Source organism: Pseudideonella sakaiensis (assembly GCF_048320135.1).
GTDB lineage: Bacteria > Pseudomonadota > Gammaproteobacteria > Burkholderiales > Burkholderiaceae_C > Ideonella_A > Ideonella_A sakaiensis_A.
Window position 1 is genome coordinate 3026364 of sequence record NZ_CP182947.1, and the last position, 17528, is coordinate 3043891.

The window sequence follows — 17528 nt, forward strand, 5'->3', positions numbered from 1 at the left end:
GTCCATGCAGCCTGATGCTACCCGGCAAGCCCGCACCGAGCGACCCGCCCTGCGAACGGCACTGCTCGCCGCACGTGACCGCTTCGTTGCCGGCCCGGCATTTGCCGAAGCTGAAACAGCGCTGCAGCGCAGACTGGTCGAGGTGCTGCACCAGCTGGAACCCGATTGCCTGGGGCTGTACTGGCCGATGCGCTCCGAATTTAACGCAGTGCAGGCGTGTGCGGCCGACGCCTCATTGGCAGCCATCGACTGGGCGCTGCCGTTCTGCCGGCGTGCCAACCACGCAATGGACTACCGGCTGTGGAACAAGCGGCAGCCGGTGCAAATCGATGAGTGCGGCCTTGGCAGCGGCGACGGCCGGCCGGTCGTGCCCGACGTGGTCGTGTTGCCGTGCGTCGGCTATTCGGTTGCTGGCTACCGGCTCGGTTATGGCGCCGGTTATTTCGACCGCTGGCAGGCGGCCCATCCGCATGTCACCGCTGTCGGCGTCGCGTGGTCGGTCGGCTTGCTCGACGATGCCGATTTCCGGCCCGAACCACACGACCAGCCGCTGATGCTGGTCGTCACCGAACTGGGTGTGGTCGGCGGCTGATCGCATCAGGATCGCCTGCGGCGTTGCCGACCGGCCGATGCAGCGGCGGCGCGGCGTGCCGAGTCGGATGCCAGCAAGGCCCACGGGGCCATCGCCTCGGGCGTTTCCATCGCTTCCTCCGGCGCGCTCCAATACGACATCGTGTGGCGCCCGTCCCTGGTCTCGTATTCGAACGGCCGGCAGCCGGCGTCGCGGAACCGCTCGACACTCGTTGCATCGGTCTTCAGATACAGCGTGCCGGCGGCGATGATCGCGATGAACAGGTCGTCGAGGTAGATGCCGTGGCCGCCGAACATCCGGCGAATCCGCACCGTGCCGAGCGGCGCCAGCAGATCGCGGCAATGCGCGGCGATGCCCGCGGCCTCGGCCGCGCTCGGCGACGAAATGGCCGACTTTTCCGGGCGGGACATGCCCGCAGTCTTGCACAATCCGAGTTGGCCATGCCGGCTGCCGATCGAGGATCCATGCCCACTGACGACCGCGAGACGATGCGCGCCCGCCTGATCGCGGCGCGTCAGGCCTTGCCAGACCGCCTGGAACGGGCCGTCCAGTTGCAGGCCGCGCTGCGTGCCTGGCTGGTCGGCCGTCAGGAAACCGCGATTGGTGCGTATTGGCCGATCAAGGGGGAGTTCGACCCGCTGCCGGCGCTGTTTCGCTGGTCGGAGGGGGGCGAGGGGCGGCGGATCGGCCTGCCGGTGGTCGACCGCGAGAGCCGCTCGCTGCGCTTTCATGTCTGGTATCCGGGTTGTCCGACCGAGCTCGATGCCTACGACATTCCGAAGCCGAAGGGCACCGAGGTCTTCGAACCGCAGATGGTGCTGCTGCCGTGTGTCGGTTACGGGCCGGGTGGCGTGCGGCTCGGTTATGGTGGCGGCTTCTATGACCGCACCGTGGCGGCGCTGCAGCCACGGCCGTATACCGTCGGGCTGTGTTATTCGAACGGTTTTCTGCCGATGCTGCGTGCCGGCGCCGACGAACTGGCGCTCGATGCGCTGCTGACCGACGACGGGCTCGGCTGGCAACGCGAATAGCCCGGCGCGCCGCTGCGGTGCGCGGGGCAAAACTTTACTTTGCGCAGTTCGATCCCTAGAGTGGGTCGATCAACAGGCCCTGGTCGGGGGCCGGACCCGCAGGTTCCTGCAGCCGTCTCTCCTGACGGTCTGCTGCCGCAAAGGAAATCCGATGAAACAACTGAGTACCGTGATCGCCGTCATCGTCGCGCTGGCAATGGTCGGCCTTGCCGCATTGAACTGGACGACGCTGAATACCGCCGCACCGCTGGACCTGGCGGTGGCGCAGATCCACGCACCGCTGGGCATCGTGATGCTTGGCCTTGCCGCCGTGCTGGTGCTGCTGTTTTTCATCGCCTGGCTGCGCACGCAGATCACCGCATTGGTCGAGACCCGCCGCCTGCTGAAGGAGATCCAGCGGGTGCAGGATGTCGCCGACAAGGCCGAGGCCTCGCGGATCGAGAACCTGCGGCTGGTGATCATGGCCGAGTTCCGCTCGCTGAACGAACGGATGCAGCGGATCGAGGTCATTCCATCCCCGCGCGAAGTGCAGAAGGTGATCGACGGCTGACGCGCAGGAGACGCTCAGCGGTCGAGGCGGCGGCAGATCTCGGTTGTCAGCGCCGACTGGTTCATCGTGTAGAAGTGAATGCCCGGCGCGCCGCCGGCAATCAGCTTCTCGCACAGCGAGGTCACGACATCGAGTCCGAAGGCGCGGATCGATGCGGCATCGTCCATGAAGCCTTCCATCTTCAGCGCGACCCAGCGCGGGATCTCGATGCCGTCGCGCTGCGCAAACTGCGCGATCTTCGCGTAGTTGTGGAACGGCATGATCCCCGGCACGACCGGCACGTCGGCGCCGAGCTTGCGTGCCTCGTCGACGAAGTGGAAATAGGCGTCGGGATTGAAGAAAAACTGCGTGATCGCCGAACTGGCGCCGGCTTTCACCTTGTCGGCGTAATGCTGCAGGTCACGTGCCGCATAACGCTCGCCCGGGTGGTATTCCGGATAGGCGGCCACCTCGACATGCCAGTCCGAGCCCTGGGTCTCGCGGATGAAGCGGACCAGCTCGGCCGCATAGCGGAATTCGCCGGCGGTCGCGGTGCCGCTTGGCAGGTCGCCGCGCAGCGCGACGATGCGGCGGATCTGTTGCGCCCGGTAGGTCGCAAGGATCTCGGCAATGCCCTCGCGGGTCGAGCCGACACACGACAGGTGCGGCGCGGCTTCGAAGCCGGCATTGGCGATTGCCGTGACGGTCGCCAGCGTCTTGTCGCGGGTCGAGCCGCCGGCACCGTAGGTGACGCTGAAGAATTCGGGCCGCAGCGCGCCGAGATCCTGCACCACGGTCTTCAGCTTCTCATCGCCGACCGGCGTATTCGGCGGGAAAAATTCAAAACTGACTGGAACACGCATCATCGAACCTCTGCTTGGTTGGACAAGCGCGGTCGGTCCTGCCCGGCGCGCGCCCATACAAAAAATTCACGGTTGCCATCGCCGCCGTCGATCGCGCTCGGCAGGTAGTCGAGCACCGTCAGTCCGGCATCGCGACAGGCGGTACGGATCCGCTGCTCGACCTTCGGATACGACGCGGCATCCTTCACCAGACCCCCCTTGCCGATATCGGCCGGCTGCAGTTCGAACTGCGGCTTGACCAGCATCAGCAGGTCGCCGTCGAGCAAAGCAGCGATTGCCGGCAGCACCAGCGTCATCGAGATGAACGACAGGTCGCCGACCGCCAGGTCGAAGCGGCCCAGAGCGGCCTCGTCGAGCTGGCGGGCGTTGATCCCCTCGAACACCGTGACCCGCGGATCGCCGCGCAACTTCGGATTCAACTGGCCGTGGCCGACATCGACACCGACGACCGCGGCCGCACCGCGTGCCAGCAGCACGTCGGTAAAACCGCCGGTGCTCTGCCCGACATCGAGGCAGCGGCGTCCGGCGACGTCGATGCCGGTCAGCGTCAGCGCCGCATCGAGCTTCAAGCCGCCGCGCGACACCCAGCGCGTCTCGGCATCGTCGGTGACCTCGAGCTGCGCGTCATCCGGCAGCTCCTCGCCGGCCTTGCGCAACACCACCGGGCCCCGCGGTCCCAGCCAGCGCACCGCACCGGCAGCAATCAACCGCTGCGCGGCCGAGCGTGTCGGCGCCAGTCCGAGCTGCAACAACTTTTGATCAGCACGCATCAAGGGTGCCCCCCAGTCGCTGCGCTCCTGCCCCCAAGGGGCGCCACCCATCGGGCCGGCGAAGCCGGACCCTCGGGTGTTGCTTGATGGGGGCGGGCGCTTTGCGCCGCCCGATTCATACCGTGTCGAGCGCGGGGCTCAATACCTGTACGTGTCGGCCTTGTACGGGCCTTCTTTTTTTACCCCGATATAGGCCGCCTGCTCGTCGCTCAACTCGGTCAGCACCGCGCCGACCTTCTTCAGGTGCAGGCGGGCGACCTTTTCGTCGAGGTGTTTCGGCAGCACGTAGACCTTGCCGGCCTGGTACTGGTCGGCCTTCGTGAACAGCTCGATCTGCGCGATCGTCTGGTTTGCGAAGCTCGACGACATCACGAAACTCGGATGGCCGGTCGCGCAACCGAGGTTGACCAGCCGGCCCTTGGCGAGCAGCGTGATCTTCTTGCCGTCCGGGAAGGTGATGTGGTCGACCTGCGGCTTGATCTCGTCCCACTCGAGCTTCTCGAGCGACGCGACGTCGATCTCGTTGTCGAAGTGGCCGATGTTGCAGACGATGGCCTCGTTCTTCATCGCCGCCATGTGCTCGTAGCGGATCACGTTCTTGTTGCCGGTGGCCGAGACGAAAATGTCGGCCTTGTCGGCGGCATATTCCATCGTCACGACCTTGTAGCCTTCCATCGCCGCCTGCAGCGCATTGATCGGGTCGATCTCGGTGACCCAGACCTGCGCCGACAGCGCGCGCAGCGCCTGGGCCGAACCCTTGCCGACATCGCCGTAACCGGCAACGCAAGCGACCTTGCCGGCGATCATCACGTCGGTCGCGCGCTTGATTGAGTCGACCAGCGACTCGCGGCAGCCGTACAAATTGTCGAACTTGCTCTTGGTGACGCTGTCGTTGACGTTGATCGCGCGGAACAGCAAGCTGCCGTTGCGGCTCATCTCGTTCAGGCGCAGCACGCCGGTCGTCGTCTCTTCGGTCACGCCGATGATCTGCGCGCTCTTGCGGCTGTACCAGCTCGAATCCTCGGCCAGCTTGGCCTTGATCGCGGCGAACAGACAGGTCTCCTCTTCGCTGGTCGGCTTGGCGATCACCGACGGATCCTTCTCGGCACGCTTGCCCAGGTGCATCAGCAACGTCGCATCGCCGCCGTCGTCGAGGATCATGTTCGGGCCCTCGGCATCGCTGCCCTTGGCGCCGAATTCGAAGATGCGGTGGGTGAAGTCCCAGTATTCGGTCAGGCTCTCGCCCTTGTGGGCGAACACCGGCGTGCCGGCAGCAACCAGCGCGGCGGCGGCGTGGTCCTGGGTCGAGAAGATGTTGCACGAGGCCCAGCGCACCTGCGCGCCGAGCGCCTGCAGCGTCTCGACCAGCACCGCGGTCTGGATCGTCATGTGCAGCGAGCCGGTGATGCGCGCGCCTTTCAGCGGCTGGCTTTTCGCGAATTCCTGGCGGATCGCCATCAGGCCGGGCATTTCGGTCTCGGCAATGCTGATTTCCTTGCGGCCCCAGTCGGCGAGCGACGGGTTGGCAATGGCGTGGTCCTGGGTCAGGTCGGGTTTGAGAACAGCGTTCATGTCGGGGCTCCGTCGGTGGATGACCCGCACGCTTCGGTCGGAACAGGGGATGGATGTCACCACTCACCCACGAAGACCATCGTGCGGGTGAGCGCGGTTGCAATGAAGGGTCTCGAGCCTGGGATGCCTGTAGGCACCTTGCAACGCTCCTCGAAACAGCCGCAGATTGTAGCTGAACTGGCTGTTCCGTTGGCAAGCCGGCTGGCAACACGCGTCAAATGGCGTCGTCGGGGACAATACCGCCTTCACGCAGGCCCGGCGGGCTTGCAACGCGGCCCCGCGAGGCGACGGCGGGCGCCCGCGGCAACCGCGTGCAACGCACAATCGGACCTCAGTGTTTCAGGAGACGGCGGATGATGTACAAGTTCAAATCGAAGGCGGCAGGTGACGTGATCATGTTGCAGCCGAACGGCGACCAGGTGATGCGCATCCTCGGCAGGGAGCCCGCGGCGAAGGGGATTCTGGAAGCACAGAATCTGCCGGCTGCAGCGGCTGCACTCGAGGCCGCTGTCGCCGCCGACGAGCAGGCCCGCCAGCAACAGAAGGATGCCGACGATGACACCGACGCTGCGCAAGCCGCCGGCAGCGGGCGCGACAAGGTATCGCTGCGGCAACGTGTCTGGCCGCTGGTCGAGATGATGAAGCGCTCGCACGCGGCCGGCGAAGACATCGTCTGGGGGGTCTGAGATGAGTTTCGAGACCGGAACGCGCGTCGTCGCGGTTCGCCATGGCGAGACGGCATGGAACGTCGATTCGCGGATCCAGGGCCATCTCGATATCGAGCTGAATCCTTCCGGGCGTCGGCAGGCCGAACGGCTCGGTCATGCACTCAGCGCCGACGGCCTGGCGGCCGTATATTCGAGCGACTTGTCGCGCGCATTCGACACCGCGCAGGCTATCGCTCGCCACTCCGGCCTGGCGGTGCGCACCGACCTCGGACTGCGCGAGCGCAATTTCGGCAGTTTCCAGGGCCAGACCTTCCAGCAGATCGAGTCGCGCTGGCCCGAGCTGAGCCGGCGCTGGCGCCGCCGCGACCCCGATTTCGCACCGCCGGGCGGCGAATCGCTGCTGGCGTTTTATCAGCGCTGCGTCGCGGCCGCCGAGCGGCTTGCCGCCGCCCATCCAGGTGAAGCGATCGCCATCGTCGCCCACGGCGGGGTGCTCGACTGCCTGTATCGGGCAGCGACCCGCATCAGTCTGCAGGCGCCACGCACCTGGCTGGTGACCAACGCCAGCATCAATCGGCTGCTGCACAGCGGCCAGGGTTTCACACTGGTTGGCTGGGCCGACAGCGCCCACCTCGACGCCGACGGCGAAGGTCTGGACGAGGAAAGCGACGGCCGCAAGGTGGTCGACGCCGCTCGCCACGCCGCCTGATGCAGCGACGCGACGCGGGGGCTTTTCGATGATCGAACCGGCAGCCCGCGTCGGTGACGCCGTGGCGGCGATCGATACGCCGGCGCTGGTGGTCGATCTCGATGCGATGGAGCGCAACCTGGCCGCGATGGCCGGCTTCGCCCGCGAGCACGGCATCCGGCTGCGCCCGCACGCCAAGATGCACAAGTGCGCGGCGATTGCCCGGCTGCAGATCGCTGCCGGCGCGGTCGGAGTCTGTGTGCAGAAACTGTCGGAAGCGCAGGCGCTGGCGGCAGCCGGCATCGGCGACATCCTGATCACCAACGAGATCGTCGATCCCCGCAAGCTCGAGCAGGTCTCCCGGCTCGCTGGTGGAACACGGCTTGGCATCTGCGTCGACTCCGAACTCGGCATCGAGCGGCTGGCCGAAGCGGTGCACCGCGCCGGCAGCCGGCTCGACGTCTACGTCGAGATCGATGTCGGTCAGGGCCGCTGCGGCGCCGCAGCGGAACGGGCCGCGGAACTGGCCGGAATGGTGCAGCGGCACACTGCGGCCAAGCGTGGCCTGCGTTTTGCCGGGCTGCAGGCCTACCACGGTGGCGCCCAGCACCTGCGCAGCGAGGCCGAGCGGCGCGCTGCGATCGCTGCCGCGTTGGCCGTCGTTCAGCGCGCGCTCGCAGCGCTCGACGCCGCCGGCATCGAAAACCCGCTGGTGACTGGTGCCGGCACCGGCAGCTTCGGACATGAAGCTGCCAGCGGTATCTACGGCGAACTGCAGGCCGGCAGCTATTTGTTCATGGATGCCGACTATGCGGCGAACCAGCCGGCAGCGGATGTTCCTCGTTTCGAGCATGCGCTGTTCGTCAAGTCGCAGGTGGTCAGCAGCGGCAACGGCCGTGCAGTGGTCGACGCCGGCCACAAGTCGCATGCGATCGATTCAGGTCTGCCCCTGGTCTGGCAACGCCGAGGCCTGCGCTTTGCCAACGGCGGCGACGAGCATGGGATCCTCGCCGCTGGCGACGACGGCGAACCGCTGCCGGGGCTCGGCGAGACGGTCTGGCTGGTGCCGGGGCATTGCGATCCGACCGTCAATCTGCACGAGCAACTGATTGCCGTGCGCGGTGGGCTGGACGACGGTGTCGTCGAGGCGGTGTGGGTGGTCGACGCGCGCGGCTGCTTGCGCTGACAACGTCGGGCGATCGGCCGGCAGGCTCGGCTTCAGTTGTGCCGCGACTGGCCGATTTGCAACAGGTGTCGGATCAAAGGGTTGATTCGTACACTTTTGGTTACGGTTCTTTGTACCATTCGAGGTCTGCTTACCGCAACCGCCAAACCTCGGCAATCCCTAGCTTGGCGAAAACGCCCCGGCCACACGCCGGCAATGACTCCGTGAACGGCTGCAAACCTTGACCCGAAATCAGGTCGTCTCCGATGCCAGGCTCAGGCTGGGGGCGGTGCGCTTGCCGGCGTTGCCGGAAGTGTTGCTGAAGCTGCTCGAGCTGTACCGGCGCGAGGATGCAAGCATCGGCGAATTTGCCGACCTGATCGGCGCCGATCCCGCGATGTCGGCCAAGGTGATGACGGTTGCCAACAGCGCCGCCTACCGCCGGGCAAGCCGGTGCCGCGACCTCGGTGACTGTCTGGCGCTGCTCGGCACCGAGACGGTTCGCACGATCGTCATCAACCAGGCGGTTTTCCAGGCGATGCACAGTGTGCCCACGCTGCGCCGTGCCGACCTCGGGCCGTTCTGGCGTCATTCGCTGCTGGCAGCCGCGGTGGCCCGCGAGGCGGCGCGACACAACCCCGAGGTCAAGGCCGACGAAGCCTATCTGGCCGGCCTGCTGCACGACATCGGACGGCTGGCATTGCTCGCCGCCGCGCCCGAGTTTTTTGCCGAAGGCTTGCCGGCCGACGACGACCCTTCGCACTGCGAGGCCGAGCGCCGCTGGCTGAAGGTCGACCATGCCGAGGCTGGGGCCTGGCTGATCGACCGCTGGCATCTCAGCCGCGTGCTCGGCGACGGCGTGCGTTACCACCACCAGCCGCTGCAGCGGCTGGCGGACGCCGACCCGTTGATCCGGATCGTTGCACTGGCGCATCTGGTCGCCGACGAATCGCCGAATCCGAAACTGGTTGGCGAAGCCGGCGGCTTGTGCGGCCTCGACATGGCGCAGGTGTCGTCGATCGCGGCGAAGGCCGGTTCGACGCTGAAGCGCACCGCCGAGCAGCTCGGCATCCGGCTCGACCAGAGCGGCAACCCGAAGCGCTCGACTGCGGCTGCCGAGCAGCTCGAGGAAGAGGTCGGCACGCTGATGCTTGCGACCACCGTGTTGTCGAACCTGCCGCTGGCGCCTGACGAAACAAGTTATCTGCACGGACTGGCCGATGCGGCGCGTTTGATCTTCCAGTTCGACGAGGTCATCGCGATGGCACCGGATCGCGAGCAGCGGCTGCGCCGGGTCGATCAGTTGCGGTCGCCGCCCGACGCGCAGGATGCCGTCTGGCAGGATTTTTCGGTGCCGAGCGGCGCCGGTACCCGGATCGGTGATGCACTGGCCAATCGGCGAGCGCTCTTCATCGACCGCGAAGCGGACGCCGCCGAGATCCTGTCGATTGCCGAGGACCAATTGCTGCGGCGGCTGGACAGCGAGCAGGTGGTGATCTTGCCGACCCGGCTCGAAAGAGACGGCGGTGCGGAAATGGCGGCACTGGTCTGTGTCGGCGACCGGCCGTTGCTGGCCGAGCTGGCGGCCCGGCAATCGTTCCTCAGCGCGTTCATTGGCCGTGCCGAAGCGGCGCGTGCGCGCGGCCAGGAGCAGCAGCGCGCGATGCAGCGGGTGCGTGACGAGCAGACCGCCAGCCTGATCGGCTCGGCGCGCGATCTGGCGCACGAGATCAACAATCCGCTGGCAATCGTGCAGAACTATCTGGGCCTGCTCGACGTCAAGCTGGGCACCTCCGATGCGCTGGGCGCCGACGAACTGCGCGACCTGAGCGGTGACATCGAGGTGCTGCAGCAGGAGGTGGCGAGGGTCGGCCGGCTGGTTCGCGAATTGAGCAGCGCGACGGCTGCGACTGCAGCCAACAGCGTCGACATCAACCGCCTGATCGCCGACGTGGTCCGCCTGTTCCGCGCCGATGCCCGGGCCGCCGGCATCGATCTCAGTGCGCAGACGAGCGACAGCGCGGCAACGCTGTCGATGCTCGAACGAGACAAGCTCGAACAGGTGCTCGTCAATCTGGTTAAGAATGCGATCGAGGCGATGCAGGCCAGCAGCTTCGAGGGTGGCCAGATCGTCATCGCCAACGGCGGTCTGCTCAATCGCGACGGCCAGCTGTCACTCGAATTGATTGTGCGAGACAATGGACCAGGGATGCCGAAAGAGACCTTGCAACGTGTGTTTGCCGCGAAGCAGGATGCGGGAAGCGCAACTTCATCTGCAGGCGCTCAGGCCCGGGGTCGCGGCCTGGTGATCGTTCACCAGCTGGTGCGCGCGATGGGTGGCACGATCCTGTGCCGCAGCAGTGGCGCGGGAACCCGTTTCGACATGTTGTTGCCCTATCGCCAGCCACCCGCTTCCGAACCAGAGTTGCCGTTGTCATGAAGCTCGTCCCTGCGACCGGGCGTCGCCCCATCGACGCTGCTGACGAGCCGGCGTGGCGGCTGCGCGCCGTCCCAGCCGCCAATCCTTCGCCATCGCGAATCCTGCTGGTCGATGACGAGGAGCGGCTTCGGCTGAGCCTGGCCGCCTATCTGAAAAGCCGCGGCTATTCGGCACTTCCGGTGGCCAGCGCGGAAGCCGCGATTGGCCTGCTCGGCCACGAGCAATTCGATCTGGTGCTGCTCGACCTGCACATGCCGGGCCTCGGCGGGCACGCGGTGCTGAAACATGTCGGGGAACGCGCGCTCGACGTGGCGGTGGTCGTGCTCAGCGGCGAGACCGACATCGAGGCGGCGATCGGCGCATTGCGTGGCGGGGCCGACGATTTCGTGCGCAAGCCGTATGTGCTGCCAGACCTGCTGCGCACCATAGACAATACGCTGCAGCGTCGCCGGCTGCAGATCGAGAATCGGCGGATGGCCGAACGGCTCGAGGAATCCGAGCGCCTGTATCGGCATCTGGTGAACAGTTCACCCGACGTGATCTACACGCTCGATACGCGTGGCCACTTCACCTTCGTCAACGACCGTTTCGAAAGCCTGCTCGGCATCGAACCCGGCGCACTGATCGGCAAGCATTTTTCGCAGCTGATCCACGACGACGATGTCGCCGCCGCGCACCATGTCTTCCACGAGCGCCGCGCCGGCGAACGTGCCTCTCGCAATGTCGAACTTCGGCTGCGGCCACGACCGGCGCCGCGCCCGCTTGGCAGTGCAGTGCCGCAGGTCATCACGCTGCTGTTCAATTCGATCGCGATGTATGCGCCGGCCGAGCCGGCCGGCGGCCTGACGAACCCGGTCTACGGCGGCACCTATGGTGTCGCGCGCGACATCACCGAGCGCAAGCGGGCCGAGGAAAAGATCTCGCATCAGGCCTACCACGACATCCTGACCGACCTGCCGAACCGCATCCTGTTTCGCGACCGGCTCGACGTCGCGATGCTGCAGGCCACGCGCAACGGCTGCGAACTGGCGGTGATGTTCATCGACCTCGATCGCTTCAAGCTGGTCAACGACACGCTTGGCCACCTGACCGGGGACGACCTGCTGAAGCAGGCTGCCGGCCGGCTGAAGGACGCGCTGCGTGCTGGCGATACGCTGGCCAGGCTGGGTGGCGACGAATTCATCATCATGCTGCCACGGCTGTCGAGCCGCGAGGATGCAAGCGTCGTCGCGCTGAAGATCCTCGAATGCCTGCAGCTGCCGTTCCAGCTTGGCCAGCACGAGGTTCGCATCTCGGCCAGCATCGGCATCGCGGTGTATCCGGCGCACGGCACGACGATCGACCAGCTGCTTGCGCACGCCGACATCGCGATGTACCGCATCAAGGCGGAGGGCAAGAACGGCCACTGCTTCTTCCACCCGGAAATGCTCGATGCCTCGCAGCAGAAGCTGTCGCTCGACAAGGGCCTGCGGCTGGCGCTGCAGAACGGCGAGCTCGAGATGTACTACCAGCCGCAGATCGACGTGCGCAGCGGCCGCATCATCGGTGCCGAGGGCCTGATGCGCTGGCACCATCCGCAGCGCGGACTGTTGACGGCCGGGGAATTCCTGCCATTTGCCGAGGAGGCCGGTCTGATCGTGCCGGTCAGCGACTGGATGCTCGAGACGCTGTGCCGTGACCTGGTCGCCTGGAACGGGCTCGGCGCCGACGACGTGATGATGGCGATCAATCTGTCGCCGCAGTATCTGGAGCGAGGCAATTTCGTCAAGAAGCTGCTCGATGCGCAGGCCCGCTGGGGCTTCCCGATGAACCGCGTCGAGGTCGAGATCACCGAGAACATCAGCATCCGCAACCCGCAGTACGTGATCGACCAGCTCAATGTGCTGTGCCGGCTCGGCGTCAGTGTCGCGATCGACGATTTCGGCACCGGCTATTCGTCACTCGCCTACCTGCACCGTTTTCCGGTCGGCACCGTGAAGATCGACCAGTCGTTCGTGCGCGAGATCAGCCATGCGAAGGGGCCGTGCCCGGTCGTGCTGGCGATCATCTCGATGGCGACCGGGCTCGGCATGAACGTGATCGCCGAAGGCGTCGAGACGACCGAGGAGTCGCAATACCTGGAGCAGGCCGGTTGCCCCCGCATGCAGGGCTTCCTGTTCCACCCGCCGATTCCGAACGGCCAGTTCATGCAACTGCTCGGCGAACAGTCGGCCGGGCGTCGGCCGGCGGCTTGGCACGGCAACCGCCATCCGGGCGGACAAGGCCGGCTGCTGTTCGAGAGCTGACCGCCGCCGTCAGCGAGGCTCGGCGCCGAACAGGTCGCCGCCGCTGCCGGCCGGCGGTGCCACGCCGAGGTGCCGATAGGCGGCCAGGGTCGCAACCCGGCCGCGCGGCGTGCGTTGCAGGAAACCCTGCTGGATCAGATAGGGTTCGATCACGTCCTCGATCGTCCCCGGCTCCTCGCCGATCGCCGCGGCGACGTTGTCCAGCCCGACCGGACCGCCATCGAAGCGGTGCACGACCGCTTCGAGCAATTTCCTGTCCATCACATCGAATCCCTGCGGATCGACGTCGAGCATCGCCAGCGCGAGGTCGGCCACCGCCTTGTCGATGCGGCCGTTGCCCTTGACGTCGGCAAAATCGCGGACCCGGCGCAGCAGCCGGTTGGCGATGCGCGGCGTCCCGCGCGAGCGGCGCGCGATCTCGTAGGCGCCTTCGCGGTCGGTTGGTACCTTCAGCAGCCCCGCCGAACGGTCGACGATCCGCGCCAGCTCGTCGGCGCTGTAGAACTCGAGGCGGGCGACGATGCCAAAGCGGTCGCGCAGCGGGTTCGTCAACATGCCGGCGCGGGTCGTCGCGCCGACCAGCGTGAACGGCTGCAGGTCGAGCTTGATGCTGCGCGCTGCCGGCCCCTCGCCGATCATGATGTCGATCTGGTAGTCCTCGAGCGCCGGATAAAGAATCTCCTCGACGACCGGGCTGAGCCGGTGGATCTCGTCGATGAACAACACGTCGTTGCGCTCGAGGTTGGTCAGGATCGCCGCCAGATCCTTCGGCTTCTCGAGCACTGGCCCGCTGGTCTGCCGCAGGTTGACGCCGAGCTCGTTGGCGATGATGTGGCTCAGCGTCGTCTTGCCCAGGCCGGGTGGGCCGAACAGCAACACGTGGTCCATCGCCTCGCTGCGTTTTCTGGCCGCGCCGATGAATATCTCGAGTTGCTCGCGTGCCTTCACCTGTCCGACATAATCGCGCATCCCTCGCGGGCGCAAGGCACGCTCGATCGCTTCCTCGTTCGGCGATGTCGGCGCGGCGCTGACGACCCGTTTCGGTACCGCGAAATCATCGGTCTGGATGCTCATGTCCCATTATCGGATGGCGCCGACAGCCATCCCTTCCCTGTCCTGAGGAATTGTTGTATGTCCGTCGTTCGAACCGTCCGGTCCCGCCTGCTGCTCGGCGCCGCGGCCTGGCTCCTCGCAGCCGCTGCCTTTGCTGCGGATGCGTTGCGGCAGGGCGCCATCGAGATCGGCCATCCGCATGCGCGGGCGACCGCGGTCGGCCAGTCGGTCGGCAGCGGCTACCTGAGCCTGCGCAATACCGGCAGCGGCGCCGATCGGCTGGTTTCCGCGAAGTCGCCGATTGCCGCCACCGTCGAGCTGCATTCGATGCGGATGGAAGGCGACGTGATGCGGATGCGCCAGCTCGACGCCGTCGATCTGCCGGCCGGGCAGACCGTCGAACTGAAGCCGGGAGGCCTGCACCTGATGTTGACCGGGCTGAAAGGCCCGCTGAAGGCCGGCGCGGTATTCGACCTGACGCTGGTGTTCGAGAAGGCGGGGTCGGTGACGGTACCGGTCAAGGTCGAGGCGCCGGGCATGGCCGGCCATCGCCACTGAGGCCGGCGGCCGGGCTCAGCGGCCGAGTGAGCGCAGCGCGCTCTTGATGCCGTCGCTGACGCCGACATCGGCCGGCAAGGCCTTCATCGCGGCCGCTGCCTCGCGGTCGTTGTAGCCGAGCGCAACCAGCGCCTGCAGGATGTCTGCATGGCCGCTGCCGACCGCCGCGACGGCGACACCCGGAGTCTCGCCGAGCTTGCCCTTCAGCTCGAGCAGCAGCCGCTCGGCGGTTTTCTTGCCGATGCCGGGTACCTTGACCAGCCGGCCGCTCTGCTGCTCGCTGACCGCCTGTGCGAGGTCGTCGACGCTCAGTCCCGACAGGATCGCCAGCGCCATCCGCGGACCGACGCCGGAAATCCGGATCAGCAGGCGAAAGGTCGCGCGTTCGCGCGCGGTCAGGAAGCCGAACAGCACGTGCGCATCCTCGCGAACGATCAGGTGCGTCAGCAGGCTGACCCGCTCGCCGAGGGCCGGCAGATTGAAATAGCTGCTCATCGGCACGTCGATCTCGTAGCCGACGCCGTTGACATCGAGCAGCACCTGCGGCGGGGTCTTTTCGGCAAGCAGCCCGGTGAGTCGTCCGATCATCGTGCGATTATCCAGGCGCGCCGGTCAGCGCCTGAACAGGCCGAGGCGTTGCGCCTCGAGCGCCACTTCGGCGCGCGAGCTGACATTGAGCTTGCGGTAGATCTGCTTCACATAGTCGGCGATCGTGTGCCGCGACAGACCGAGCTGGGCGCCGATTTCCGGCAGCGTGAAACCTTTCGCGACGCGCAACAGCACCTCGCTTTCCCGATCGGTCAGCACCACCTGCGGCAGCTCGCTGGTCCGCTCGGCCGGTTTACGCGAGCCGGCAAAATGCGACAACACGCGCCGCGCAATCGACGGCGACAGCGGTGGCTCGCCGTGGTGCATCCGGCCGAGTTGCTCGATGATCATCTCGCGCGGCTGCTCCTTCAGGATGTAGCCGAAGGCGCCGGCCTGCAACGCAGGGAACAGATGCTCGTCGTCGTCGTGGATCGTGACGACGACCGACTGGTTATCGGGCTGCTGCTCGCGCAGCGCCGCAACGACGTCGACGCCGGAGCCGTCGGGCAGACCCAGATCGATCAGCGCCAGATCGAATTGCAACGAATGCATCAGCTCGAGCGCCTCGCTGACCAGCGCGACCTCGGCAATCATCGCCCGCGGGAAGGCGTCGGCGACCAGTTGCTTGAGCCAGGCACGTATCTTCGGCAGATCTTCGAGGATCAGGATATTGGAGATCGTCTGGGCCATGAGGAGTGGGCAGCGAGCGAGCGGCAATGCTAACCGCTGGCGCGGTCCGGCATGGCCGACCGATCCTCCCGCAACGGGAAGCTCAGCTTGATCTCGGTGCCGCTGCCAGGCAGCGAGGTGATCTCGCAGCTGCCGTCGAGTTGCTGGGCGCGCTGTTTCATGCTGGCAAGCCCGTGGCCGGCGCCCATCGCCTGCTCGGCGCCCTCGGCCAGGCCGCGGCCGTCGTCCTTGACGACGATGTTGAATTCGTTCGCCGTTGCGTTCAATCGAATGCTGCAGCGTGTCGCCTGGCTGTGCTTCAGGATATTGCTGACCGCTTCGCGCAGGATCCGCGTGATCTGCACATAGGCCCGCGCATTCAGCGCCTGGCCGTCGAATTCACCAGAGCTGTGCCATTCGAGCCGTATCTTGGTCTTGCCGAGCCGCATCACGATCTCGGCCCGCCAGTCGGCGACCGCATCGCCGACCGGCATCGGCTTGCTGCTCAGCCCGCGCACTGCGAGGCGCATTTCATCGAGTGCCTCGCGGCCAAGGGTTGCAATGCGCTCGTCTTCGCAGGTGTGGACGATCGTCAACAGTTTGGCGCCGAGGTCGTCGTGCAGGTCGGAGGCGATGCGCTTGCGCTCCTTTTCCGTCATCTGCGCGATCCGCATCTCGGCGAGCTGGGCAAAATTTCGCTCCACGACGGCGGTGACATCGAGCACCCGCGTCTGCAGCAGCGCGCGGCTCGCCTCGGCAGCGACAAGCGCGCGGTTCAGACCGGAGACGATGCGCACGCCGGTGACCACCGCCATCGCGGCCCAGCCGAATGGCGAGCCGGCAATCCAGGCCACCGTCAGCAACGGCGGCAGGCCGGATGGCGTCGACAACGCGTCGAGCGTCCACGCCGCGACCACCAGTGCCCAGGCCGCCAGACCGAACCAGAATTCCTCGCGCCGTTGCCGCCAGCGGTCGGTCAGGTAGAAGACGAAGACCGCCATGCCCTGGGCCACCAGGATCACCGCCGACGAGATCGCCCAGATGAACGACATGTCGGCCGGCAAGAGCACCATGCCGAGCGGAATCACGATACCCTGCAGCGCCAGCAACCTGAACAGCCATCGGCAAGCGCGGCCGCACAGCGTCAGCAGCAGCCGGATCGTCAACGCCACCGTCGGCGTCCACAGGCTGACCAGCAGCACGTCGAACCAGCTTGCCGGCAGCCACGGCGGCGCAGCCCAGACGATCAGCCCGAGCGCGGCCGACCAGACCAGCACCAGCAGGCCGTACAGCCGCAGCAGCGTGACGTTGTGGCCGGCACGTGACAGCAACAGCACGATGCCGCCGAGCACCAGCAGTCCGAAGTGGATCAGGCGCGGCAGTCCGACGTGCACCATCTCGGCCACTGCCTGCTGCTGCTGCAGCGTGGCAAGTGGACCGATCCACGGCGGCGCCAGGTAGGCTGCCCGGCGCGCACTGCTGGTTTTGGCGAGTCGAAGGCCGTGCAGGTGGATGTCGAGTCGGTTGCCGCGCTTGTACAACAAGGTCGACGGCAGCGGTATCAGCATCGGGTGTGGGCACAGCTGCGCCCGGGCGTCGCCGGGCCTCGCGTCGCGCAGCAGTGCGGTGCCGTTCAGATCGACATCGATCGAGCCGCAGCTGCCCGGCAGATACGCCCCGAGCAAGGTTTGCGGCGGCAATTCCTGCGGCCAGTCAAAGCGCAGGCTGACCAATGCACGACCCTGTTCGTCGAGCGGCAGAGAAGGGCCGAGGGCGGGCAGTTCGACGGCAACCGCACTGGCCTCGCCGCCCTGGCGGACGCCGGGCCAGGCCACCGCATGGCGCAGTTCGACGACATGCGGCGGCAAGACCGGCTCGCTGTCGTCGGGGTGCCAGATGCTGCCCGCGCCCAGCAACAGCAATACCGGCACCAGGCCGAGCCAGATGACCCAGCGCCGCGGCAGGACCGGGCGCAGCCGGTCGGCGAGCATGACGGACCATTGATTGCGCAGCTTGAGCATCGGCCGCGATTGTGCGCGACGCCAGACCGGCATTCG

Annotated in this window: 17 protein-coding genes and 1 riboswitch; of the genes, 9 read left to right on the plus strand and 8 right to left on the minus strand. The window is 66.7% G+C overall.

Going from position 1 to position 17528, the window contains the following annotated elements; all coding sequences use genetic code 11:
• The first annotated feature begins 4 nt into the window (after positions 1–4).
• Positions 5–592, plus strand: coding sequence for a 5-formyltetrahydrofolate cyclo-ligase (locus ACNH6H_RS13740; protein ID WP_418318414.1), 588 nt, complete (start codon positions 5–7; stop codon positions 590–592).
• A 5-nt stretch (positions 593–597) separates the two neighbouring features.
• Here the strand turns inward: ACNH6H_RS13740 and ACNH6H_RS13745 are convergent, their stop codons facing one another.
• Positions 598–1002, minus strand: coding sequence for a TfoX/Sxy family protein (locus ACNH6H_RS13745; protein WP_418318416.1), 405 nt, complete (start codon positions 1000–1002; stop codon positions 598–600).
• Between the two features lie 54 nt (positions 1003–1056).
• Here ACNH6H_RS13745 and ACNH6H_RS13750 point away from each other — a divergent pair, with 54 nt between their 5' ends.
• Together ACNH6H_RS13750 and ACNH6H_RS13755 are read left to right on the plus strand one after the other, a co-directional pair.
• A complete protein-coding gene (locus tag ACNH6H_RS13750; protein WP_418318417.1) occupies positions 1057–1623 on the plus strand; it encodes a 5-formyltetrahydrofolate cyclo-ligase in 567 nt (188 codons plus the stop codon).
• 151 nt (positions 1624–1774) lie between these two features.
• Positions 1775–2173 (plus strand): LapA family protein, encoded by a 399-nt coding sequence (locus ACNH6H_RS13755; protein ID WP_418318418.1) that lies wholly within the window; start codon positions 1775–1777, stop codon positions 2171–2173.
• A gap of 14 nt (positions 2174–2187) precedes the next feature.
• Here ACNH6H_RS13755 and metF read toward each other — a convergent pair whose 3' ends face one another.
• From metF to ahcY, 3 genes are all read right to left on the minus strand, one after another.
• Positions 2188–3018, minus strand: a complete 831-nt coding sequence (gene metF, locus ACNH6H_RS13760) for a methylenetetrahydrofolate reductase [NAD(P)H] (RefSeq protein WP_418318419.1) — start codon at positions 3016–3018, stop codon at positions 2188–2190.
• On the minus strand, positions 3015–3785 hold the full coding sequence (locus tag ACNH6H_RS13765; protein WP_418318420.1) for a TlyA family RNA methyltransferase: 771 nt from the start codon (positions 3783–3785) through the stop codon (positions 3015–3017). Before ACNH6H_RS13765 ends, metF begins: the two co-directional genes overlap by 4 nt.
• 138 nt (positions 3786–3923) lie before the next feature.
• On the minus strand, positions 3924–5357 hold the full coding sequence (gene ahcY, locus ACNH6H_RS13770) for an adenosylhomocysteinase (protein WP_418318421.1): 1434 nt from the start codon (positions 5355–5357) through the stop codon (positions 3924–3926).
• An 82-nt stretch (positions 5358–5439) separates the two neighbouring features.
• Positions 5440–5515: riboswitch (S-adenosyl-L-homocysteine riboswitch) on the minus strand.
• A gap of 195 nt (positions 5516–5710) precedes the next feature.
• Here ahcY and ACNH6H_RS13775 point away from each other — a divergent pair.
• The 5 genes from ACNH6H_RS13775 to ACNH6H_RS13795 all read left to right on the plus strand — a co-directional run bounded on the left by ACNH6H_RS13775 (position 5711) and on the right by ACNH6H_RS13795 (position 12603).
• Positions 5711–6043 carry a DUF1840 domain-containing protein gene (locus ACNH6H_RS13775; protein ID WP_418318423.1) on the plus strand — a complete coding sequence of 111 codons (333 nt, stop codon included), beginning with the start codon at positions 5711–5713 and terminating at the stop codon, positions 6041–6043.
• 1 nt (position 6044) lies between these two features.
• Positions 6045–6734 carry a histidine phosphatase family protein gene (locus ACNH6H_RS13780; RefSeq protein WP_418318424.1) on the plus strand — a complete coding sequence of 230 codons (690 nt, stop codon included), beginning with the start codon at positions 6045–6047 and terminating at the stop codon, positions 6732–6734.
• A 28-nt stretch (positions 6735–6762) separates the two neighbouring features.
• Entirely contained in the window at positions 6763–7899 is a 1137-nt protein-coding gene (locus ACNH6H_RS13785) for a DSD1 family PLP-dependent enzyme (RefSeq protein WP_418318425.1), read from the plus strand.
• A 220-nt stretch (positions 7900–8119) separates the two neighbouring features.
• Positions 8120–10318, plus strand: coding sequence for an HDOD domain-containing protein (locus ACNH6H_RS13790; RefSeq protein WP_418318427.1), 2199 nt, complete (start codon positions 8120–8122; stop codon positions 10316–10318).
• On the plus strand, positions 10315–12603 hold the full coding sequence (locus ACNH6H_RS13795; RefSeq protein WP_418318428.1) for a putative bifunctional diguanylate cyclase/phosphodiesterase: 2289 nt from the start codon (positions 10315–10317) through the stop codon (positions 12601–12603). The genes ACNH6H_RS13790 and ACNH6H_RS13795 overlap by 4 nt, the downstream gene beginning before the upstream one ends.
• 9 nt (positions 12604–12612) lie before the next feature.
• Here the strand turns inward: ACNH6H_RS13795 and ruvB are convergent, their stop codons facing one another.
• Positions 12613–13677: a Holliday junction branch migration DNA helicase RuvB gene (gene ruvB / locus ACNH6H_RS13800; RefSeq protein ID WP_418318430.1), complete on the minus strand. Its 1065-nt coding sequence runs from the start codon at positions 13675–13677 to the stop codon at positions 12613–12615.
• A gap of 57 nt (positions 13678–13734) precedes the next feature.
• On the opposite strand from ruvB, the gene ACNH6H_RS13805 reads away from it, so the two are divergent.
• Positions 13735–14214 carry a copper chaperone PCu(A)C gene (locus tag ACNH6H_RS13805; RefSeq protein WP_418318432.1) on the plus strand — a complete coding sequence of 160 codons (480 nt, stop codon included), beginning with the start codon at positions 13735–13737 and terminating at the stop codon, positions 14212–14214.
• Between the two features lie 15 nt (positions 14215–14229).
• On the opposite strand, the gene ruvA is transcribed toward ACNH6H_RS13805, so the two are convergent.
• Genes ruvA through ACNH6H_RS13820 form a run of 3 tightly spaced genes read right to left on the minus strand, consistent with a single transcriptional unit; the run spans position 14230 to position 17462 of the window.
• Positions 14230–14802 (minus strand): Holliday junction branch migration protein RuvA, encoded by a 573-nt coding sequence (gene ruvA, locus ACNH6H_RS13810; RefSeq protein WP_418318434.1) that lies wholly within the window; start codon positions 14800–14802, stop codon positions 14230–14232.
• A gap of 24 nt (positions 14803–14826) precedes the next feature.
• A complete protein-coding gene (locus ACNH6H_RS13815; protein WP_418321323.1) occupies positions 14827–15480 on the minus strand; it encodes a response regulator in 654 nt (217 codons plus the stop codon).
• Positions 15481–15521: 41 nt separating this feature from the next.
• A complete protein-coding gene (locus ACNH6H_RS13820; protein WP_418318435.1) occupies positions 15522–17462 on the minus strand; it encodes a sensor histidine kinase in 1941 nt (646 codons plus the stop codon).
• Between the last annotated feature and the right edge of the window lie 66 nt (positions 17463–17528).